This is a genomic window from Comamonas testosteroni, assembly GCF_000761245.1.
Classification (GTDB): domain Bacteria; phylum Pseudomonadota; class Gammaproteobacteria; order Burkholderiales; family Burkholderiaceae_C; genus Comamonas; species Comamonas testosteroni_C.
In genome coordinates, this window is sequence record NZ_AWOR01000088.1 from 1 (window position 1) to 360 (window position 360).

The following is a 360-nucleotide window of genomic DNA, read 5'->3' on the forward strand; positions in this document are numbered from 1 at the left end:
TGCTTTATTTTCCGTTTTCTGAGGCGACCCCTAGAAGAAGCATTCAGGGCCAAGCTAGAGGCAGATAGCGGTTATGCGGGCTTGATGACCAAAAACCCCGCCCATCCTCTTTGGCGTGTGCTGCGTGGCCCCCGATTGGCCTACGAGCTGGGAGAGCTGGCTGAGTGGGTTGATCTTCCCAAGCATTTACCCAAACGCAAGCCAGAAGAAATAGGTCTGGGCCGCAATGTGACCGTATTTGGGGGCAGCTCACGAAACGGAACAAATCGTACGCTAAGGCATAGCTCGCCCAAGCCGGTCCCCTGCCGACGTGGCGAGGCTCGTTTCGCCTTGCAACGACGCAATCAGCGGACACGAAAC

1 protein-coding gene is annotated in these 360 nt (G+C 56.7%); it reads left to right on the forward strand.

The window, feature by feature from the left end:
- Window positions 1–18 precede the first annotated feature (18 nt).
- A partial coding sequence (locus P353_RS30380; protein WP_420093398.1) for a replication initiation protein occupies window positions 19–360 on the forward strand: 342 nt, incomplete at its 3' end.